A 6,778-nucleotide genomic window follows, 5' to 3' on the forward strand; every position below is an offset into this window, starting at 1 on the left:
GTCTGCCCTTTGCGTTTATTCTGTTATTCCAGATATTTCGAGATCAGCAGCGAGGCATTGGTGCCGCCGAAGCCAAAGCTGTTCGAGAGGACCGAATCCAGTCCTGCCGCATCCACCCTGCTTGTGGCGATTTCACTGGCCTCAAGCTCGGGGTCCAGTGTCTGGACATTGGCCGAGGCGGCGATGAAGTCGTCCCGCATCATCAGCAGGCAATAGATCGCCTCATGCACCCCGGTCGCGCCGAGGCTGTGGCCGGTCAGCGATTTGGTCGAACTGACCGGCGGCGTGCTGCCTTCGCCGAAGATGGTGCGGATCGCCCGGATCTCGCCGATATCGCCGACCGGGGTCGAGGTGCCATGGGCGTTGATATAGCTGACCCTGCGCCCCTCGGGCAGCGTGGACAGCGCCAGCCGCATCGAGCGTTCGCCTCCCTCGCCGGAAGGGGCCACCATGTCATAGCCGTCCGAGGTGGCGCCGTAGCCGGTGACCTCGGCATAGATTTTGGCGCCGCGTGCCTTGGCGTGTTCCAGCTCCTCCAGCACGACCACGCCGCCACCGCCGGCGATGACGAAACCGTCGCGGCTGGCGTCATAGGGGCGCGAGGCGGTTTCGGGCGTGTCGTTGTATTTCGATGACATCGCCCCCATGGCGTCGAACAGGCAGCTGAGCGTCCAGTCCAGTTCCTCGCCGCCGCCGGCGAAGACGATATCCTGCTTGCCCATCTGGATCTGTTCCACGCCGTTGCCGATGCAATGCGCGCTGGTCGAACAGGCCGAGGTGATCGAATAGTTCACGCCCTTGATCTTGAACGGCGTGGCGAGGCAGGCGGAATTGGTCGAGGACATGCAGCGCGTCACCATGAACGGCCCCATGCGTTTCGGGCTGCCCTTCTGGATGACGATCTGGTGGGCGTCGAAGAAGTTCGAGGTGGACGGCCCGCCCGACCCCATGATCAGCCCGGTGCGCGGGTTCGACACATCGCCTTCTTCCAGGCCGCTGTCCGCGATTGCCTGTTCCATGGCGATGAAGTTATAGGCCGCGCCCGGCCCCATGAAGCGCAGGTTGCGCTTGTCGACATGATCCTCCAGCACCAGTTTCGGCATGCCGTGGACCCGGCTGCGGAAACCGTGTTCGGCGTATTCGGGGGCAAAGACGATGCCCGAACGTCCGGCGCGCAGGCTTTCGGTCACCTCACCGGCGTTGTTGCCGATGGGGGAAACGATGCCGAGCCCGGTGATGACGACGCGTCGCATGGGGGCCTCCTCCTGAGTGTTGGTTAGTTGGCCGACAGCGCGACCTTCATGTCCCTGACCTGATAGATCACCTCGCCATCGGCCTCGACGCGGCCGTCGGCCACGCCCATGGTCAGGCGGCGAGTCTGCACCGCCTTGGTGAAATCGACGTGATAGCGCAGCATCTTGCGGTCGGGCCGGACCATGCCGGTCAGCTTGACCTCGCCCACGCCAAGCGCATAGCCGCGCCCCTCCCAGCCACGCCAGCCCAGATTGAAGCCGGTCAGCTGCCACAGCCCGTCAAGGCCAAGGCAGCCGGGCATGATCGGGTTGCCGGGGAAATGGCAGGCGAAGAACCACAGGTCGGGGGTGATGTCGAACTCGGCCACGACATGACCCTTGCCATGCTCGCCCCGGTCCCCGGAAATATCGGTGATCCGGTCCATCATCAGCATCGGCGGCTCGGGCAGCTGGGCGTTGCCCGGCCCGAACAACTCGCCCCGCGCGCAGGCAAGAAGATCGTCACGGTCGAAGCTGGTCTGCGTCATTGCCATCCGGTCTTGCCTTTCCTGTCGGCCCCTGGCCGGCTGCCCGTCTCGGGTAGTGTGGTGTTCAAGTTGACGTTTCGTCTAGCATTCGTGGCAAACCGCGTGCAAGTCAAAGCAGTTTGGCCGCCGCGTCACCGCTTGCGCACGAATTCGGTGCGCAACACCAGACCCTTGATCGTCTCGTGCCGGCAGTCGATCTCGTCGGGATTGTCGGTCAGCCTGATCGAGCGGATGACCGTGCCCTGCTTCAGGGTCTGGTTCGCGCCCTTGACCTTGAGGTCCTTGATCAGGGTGACGGAATCGCCGTCGGCAAGGCTGTTGCCGGCGGCGTCCCGAACCTGCCGCGCCGCCTCGGCCTCAGCGACGATGTCCGCGGCGGGGCGCCATTCGCCGCTTTCCTCGTCATAGATATATTCGTCGTCAACGCTCATGCGGTTTCCTCTGTTGCGGCCCGATCAATCGCAGCCGTTCGGCCTTCGCTTGCCGGGGTGGTGGGGCGCCCTTGTTCAGAACCACTGGCCCGGTTCCATCAGGCCCAGTTCCATCAGTTGCTGGGCGTTCCATTCGAAACGATGCGAACCGCGCCAGGTGAAGGCGCCGATCTCGTCGCGCGAGCCGGGGTTCGTCACCAGCGCCTTGGCCACCCGGAACGAAACGATGGCGGCGGTCAGGTTGTGATGCCACGGGCAGGAATAGGTGTTGTATTCCTCGATATTGAAGCGGTGATCCGCGGTGATCCGCAGGTCCTTGCGGGCGCGGAACAGGGCGATGCGGTCGATTCTCCGCCGATCGGCGGGCAGGTATTCCTCGAACCGCCAGCGCAGCCCGCCGTGGAAGTTCAGCTGCCGTTCCAGATTCGCCCCTTCCGGCCCCGGCCGGCCCAGGGCGTAATAGCCGGTGCGGTCGAACATCGCCTCGGACAGATCGACCGCATCGGGACTGCGCCGAAGGTCCGGGGCATAGAGGTCGATGACATAGGTCAGCATCGCCGCCCGGCGTTCCTCGGTGTGGAAGGCCAGCATTTCGCCGACATGGCGGCTTTCGGAAAAGGGGAAGAACAGAAACTCGGCGTTGAAGCAGTAATAGAGCCAGGTGCCCTCCGGCACGGCGGCGATCACGGCATTCACGGCATCGACATGGGCCGCCGGGCAGCGCGTGTTCCAGATCAGGTTGCTGATCCGTCCGGCGCCGTCATCGGGCAGGGTCAGGGGTTCGGGCGACAGGGCGAGGATGTGGCGGAACCCGGCCTTCAGGTGATGCTGCAGCGTCTCGGTGACGGCGGCTTCGTCCTCGATCAGCAGAATCGCCAGCGGACCCTTGCGGATCGCTTCTGGCTGGCCGTGCAGGAACTGCTCGAGCCCGGGAGGGGTCACTGCATCACCGCCTTGACCTGCTCCAGTGCCGCGCGCAGCAGGTCGGGATTGCCGGCGGCGGTCTCGATCAGCCGGCGCAGGGTCGCCTTCTGCGCGGCACTGATCCCGGCGCCCTCGATGATCGCCTCGACCTTGGCTGCATCAAAGCCGTCGGGTGTCAGCAGCGCCTCGATGGCGGTTGCGGTTGCCGCCGCGTCGGCCGCTTGCCCGGTCGCTTCGGCTGCATCGCCAGCCGCGGCGGCGGGCGCTTCGGTGCCCGTCTCGTTTGCTGCCCTGGCCGCCGCGTCGGCAGCCAGGTCGGCGGCGGCCAGCGCCGCCTCGGCGGCCTGCTCGGCCTCGGTCGCGGCGATATCTGCCGCCGGCGCGGTACTGGCCTCCGAGTCGCGGACCGCCTCGGCTGCGGCATCGGCGGCGATGGCTGCGGCATCGGCTGCCGCGTCGGCCGCGGCGCCGGCGGCCTCGCTGGCGGTTTCGGCATCGACCGGGGATTGCGCTGCCGCCTCGGCCGTCTCGGCCGCCTCGCGTGTGGCGTCGACCGTGGCGGTGGCGGTTTCCTCTGCCGCGTCAGGCGCGGGCGCCTCGGCCATGTCGGGGGCTGCCGTTTCCGGGGTTGCCGGCGGTCGGGCGGTCGTCCACCACCACCATCCGGACAGAAGCAGCACCAGAATCAGGATCGGGGCCATCAGCCTGCGCATGTGATCTCCTCTGCTTTCCTGCGGCCCCGCGGGGGCGCCCCGGGGTTATCGCACAAGCCCGGAACGCCGAAAAGCCGCGCCGGGTCCTGCGACCCGGGGAAATCCGCGCCCAAAGCCGCCGCCGCGGCCGTTCCGCGCCGAAATCCGGTTGAAACGCCCGGTTTGCGCGACTATTTTCCCTCCATTCTGAGATGGCTATAAAAGGAGTGACGCCATAGCCCGCCGACCGCATAATGCACCGCCCACCCGTGACACCGGCCCCCGCGTGAATGAACGAATCCGCGTGGCCGAGATCCGCCTGATCGGCCCCGAAGGAGAGAATATCGGCGTCGTGCCGCCCTCGATCGGCCTCGACATGGCGCGGGAACACGGGCTGGATCTGGTCGAAATATCGCCCAATGCGACCCCGCCGGTCTGCAAGGTCATGGACCTTGGCAAGTTCAAGTACGAACAGCAGAAGCGCGAGGCCGAGGCGCGCAAGAAGCAGAAGGTCATCGACATCAAGGAGGTCAAGTTCCGTCCGGGGACCGACACCCATGATTACGATGTGAAGATGCGCAACGTGATGAAGTTCCTCGACGCGGGCGACAAGGTGAAGATCACCCTGCGCTTTCGCGGCCGCGAGATGGCGCATCAGGATCTGGGTCTGGACCTGCTTAACCGGGTCAAGGACGATGTCGGCGAGGCCGGCAAGGTCGAGGCCATGCCGAAGCTGGAAGGCCGGCAGATGGTGATGATGATCTCGCCCCGGTAAGCGGCGGCAGGATCGGCACGTCGGGCCGCGCGGCACTGCCTGCGCGGCCTTTGTCTTGGAAAGGGGCAGGGGATGGCACCGAGAATCGGACTCAAGCGGATCGAGGGGGCGGACGCGACGCTGCCGCTGCCATCCTACCAGACGGCCGGTGCGGCCGGCGCCGATCTACGGGCGAATTTCCCGTCCGACGCCCGCGCCGGGATCGACCTCGCGCCGGGGCAGCGCGCGCTGGTGCCGACCGGGTTGATCCTCGACATTCCCGCCGGATGGGAGGTGCAGGTCAGGCCCCGCTCGGGGCTGGCGCTGAAGCACGGTATCACGCTGGCCAATGCGCCCGGAACCATCGACAGCGATTACCGGGGCGAGTTGGGGGTAATCCTGATCAATCTGGGGCAGGTGCCGCATCATGTCGCCCATGGCGACCGGATCGCCCAGATCGTCGTCGCGCCCGCGCCGCAGGCCGGCTTTGCCGAGATCGCCGAGATCGGCGGTACGGCGCGCGGCAGCGGCGGCTTCGGATCGACCGGGGCCAGCTGATGCCGGACGGCGAAGGAGGCGCGCCATGCTAGGTCTGTGGTTGCTGGCGGGGCTGGTCGCGCTGGCGCTGTTCCTGCGCCTGCCGGGGCGGGTGCTGCTGGCGATGCTGGGCTGTCTCTGGCTGGGCATCGTGCTGTTTCTGGCCCTGCTGCCTGAGGCCGCGCCGGCCCGTGCCATCGGCGGGACCGCCGCGCAATGGCTGCTGGCCGGGGGCGTCGCGGCGCTGATCCTGTCCTATCGCGCCCTGCTGGGCCATCTCCGGGCGCGGGCCCCCGATCCTCAGCCGGCCGCCGCGACGGATGACGGGTCGATGTCCGGGGCCGAGCTTGACCGCTATGCCCGCCATATCGTGCTGCGCGAGGTCGGCGGGGCGGGCCAGATGCGGCTGCGCGGGGCGCGGGTGCTGATCGTCGGCGCCGGCGGTCTGGGCGCGCCGCTCTGCCTCTATCTGGCGGCGGCCGGGGTCGGGCGGATGACGCTGGCGGATGACGATACCGTTAGCCTGTCCAATCTGCAGCGGCAGGTGATCTTCCGCAGCGACCAGCGCGGCGAGGTCAAGTCCCGCGCCGCCGCCGCCGCCATGGCGGCGCTGAACCCGCATGTCGAGGTCACAGCACTGGAGCGCCGGATCACCGGGGCCGATGCGGGGCTGATCGCCGGGCATGATCTGGTCCTCGACGGCACCGACAGCTTTGCGTCGCGCGAGGCGGTGAACCGCGCCTGCGTCGCGGCCGGCGTGCCGCTGCTGGCCGGGGCCATCGCGCAATGGGAGGGGCAGGTGACGCTCTATGACCCGGCGCATGGCGGCCCCTGCCTTGCCTGCCTGTTCCCCGAGGCACCGGCGCCGGGCCTAGCACCCGCCTGTGCCGAAGCGGGCGTGGTCGGCGCGCTGCCCGGCGTGATCGGCAGCCTGATGGCGCTGGAGGCGATCAAGCATCTCACCGGAGCGGGCCAGGGGCTGCGCGGCCGGATGCTGATCTTCGACGGGCTTTACGGCGAGACGCGGACCATTCACATTACCCGCCGCGCCGATTGCCCGGTCTGCTCGACGCCACTAGCGGCCTTGCGCTAGAATCCAAGCGTTTCCAGTGCGCCATCAAGCCCGCCCGTGCCGCCGCCCTCTTCGTTACTGCAGATACAGGAATTTTCGTCCAGCTGGACGCAAGGTGCCTGCGTGCCGTTTTCATAGCGGCATTTCGCGCAGCAGCTGCTGGTTGCCGGTGGCAGCGGCGGATCCGGCGGCGTGGGCGGCTTGCGTTTTTTCTTGGCCGCAGTCACGTAATCATCGTTCTTCGACAGGGCGAACAAAATCTCGCCGCTGGATTCGCGCACCACGAAGATGGTCTTGAAGGGTGAGGCGTCGACGGCGGCTAACCCCTCCCGCACGGTCTGCTTGGACGAGATGCCAAGCGCCTTGTAGCGATCCTTGTGTCGTTGGGCATCGTCGGTAAGGTTGACGCGCAGTCCCTTCAGATGGTCACAGTTGACGCGATAATAAAGGCCCTTGGGTTGGGCGTTGTTGCAGAACGCCGGTTTGAGCCGAGCTTGCGCCTTTCCCCCGCGATCTTAGGCGACGCGTTCGATCTCCGCTTGGCCGAGAGCGTTGAAGCGGTTCATGAGGGCAATGCGGATGTGGATT

9 protein-coding genes are annotated in these 6,778 nt (G+C 67.0%); 3 read left to right on the forward strand and 6 right to left on the reverse strand.

What is annotated here, in order from left to right:
• Nucleotides 1-23: 23 nt before the first annotated feature.
• The 5 genes from fabB to KNW02_RS15680 all read right to left on the reverse strand — a co-directional run bounded on the left by fabB (nucleotide 24) and on the right by KNW02_RS15680 (nucleotide 3,848).
• Nucleotides 24-1,253: a beta-ketoacyl-ACP synthase I gene (fabB, locus tag KNW02_RS15660; protein ID WP_216034222.1), complete on the reverse strand. Its 1,230-nt coding sequence runs from the start codon at nucleotides 1,251-1,253 to the stop codon at nucleotides 24-26.
• A 23-nt stretch (nucleotides 1,254-1,276) separates the two neighbouring features.
• Nucleotides 1,277-1,786 carry a bifunctional 3-hydroxydecanoyl-ACP dehydratase/trans-2-decenoyl-ACP isomerase gene (gene fabA, locus KNW02_RS15665; protein ID WP_216034223.1) on the reverse strand — a complete coding sequence of 170 codons (510 nt, stop codon included), beginning with the start codon at nucleotides 1,784-1,786 and terminating at the stop codon, nucleotides 1,277-1,279.
• Between the two features lie 125 nt (nucleotides 1,787-1,911).
• Nucleotides 1,912-2,211, reverse strand: coding sequence for an alkylphosphonate utilization protein (locus KNW02_RS15670; RefSeq protein WP_216034224.1), 300 nt, complete (start codon nucleotides 2,209-2,211; stop codon nucleotides 1,912-1,914).
• 75 nt (nucleotides 2,212-2,286) lie between these two features.
• Nucleotides 2,287-3,153, reverse strand: a complete 867-nt coding sequence (locus KNW02_RS15675) for a glycosyltransferase family 2 protein (RefSeq protein ID WP_216034225.1) — start codon at nucleotides 3,151-3,153, stop codon at nucleotides 2,287-2,289.
• On the reverse strand, nucleotides 3,150-3,848 hold the full coding sequence (locus KNW02_RS15680) for a hypothetical protein (RefSeq protein WP_216034226.1): 699 nt from the start codon (nucleotides 3,846-3,848) through the stop codon (nucleotides 3,150-3,152). The genes KNW02_RS15675 and KNW02_RS15680 overlap by 4 nt, the downstream gene beginning before the upstream one ends.
• Nucleotides 3,849-4,113: 265 nt before the next feature.
• Between KNW02_RS15680 and infC the strand changes: the two genes are divergently transcribed.
• The 3 genes from infC to KNW02_RS15695 all read left to right on the forward strand — a co-directional run bounded on the left by infC (nucleotide 4,114) and on the right by KNW02_RS15695 (nucleotide 6,211).
• Entirely contained in the window at nucleotides 4,114-4,602 is a 489-nt protein-coding gene (infC, locus tag KNW02_RS15685) for a translation initiation factor IF-3 (RefSeq protein ID WP_431356764.1), read from the forward strand.
• A gap of 72 nt (nucleotides 4,603-4,674) precedes the next feature.
• A complete protein-coding gene (gene dut / locus KNW02_RS15690) occupies nucleotides 4,675-5,139 on the forward strand; it encodes a dUTP diphosphatase (RefSeq protein WP_216034227.1) in 465 nt (154 codons plus the stop codon).
• A gap of 25 nt (nucleotides 5,140-5,164) precedes the next feature.
• Complete coding sequence (locus KNW02_RS15695; protein ID WP_216034228.1) at nucleotides 5,165-6,211, forward strand: HesA/MoeB/ThiF family protein; 1,047 nt, start codon at nucleotides 5,165-5,167, stop codon at nucleotides 6,209-6,211.
• On the opposite strand, the gene KNW02_RS15700 is transcribed toward KNW02_RS15695, so the two are convergent.
• A complete protein-coding gene (locus KNW02_RS15700) occupies nucleotides 6,208-6,525 on the reverse strand; it encodes a hypothetical protein (RefSeq protein WP_216034229.1) in 318 nt (105 codons plus the stop codon). The genes KNW02_RS15695 and KNW02_RS15700 overlap by 4 nt on opposite strands.
• Between the last annotated feature and the right edge of the window lie 253 nt (nucleotides 6,526-6,778).

It is taken from the genome of Paracoccus marinaquae (genome assembly GCF_018860165.1).
GTDB lineage: Bacteria > Pseudomonadota > Alphaproteobacteria > Rhodobacterales > Rhodobacteraceae > Paracoccus > Paracoccus marinaquae.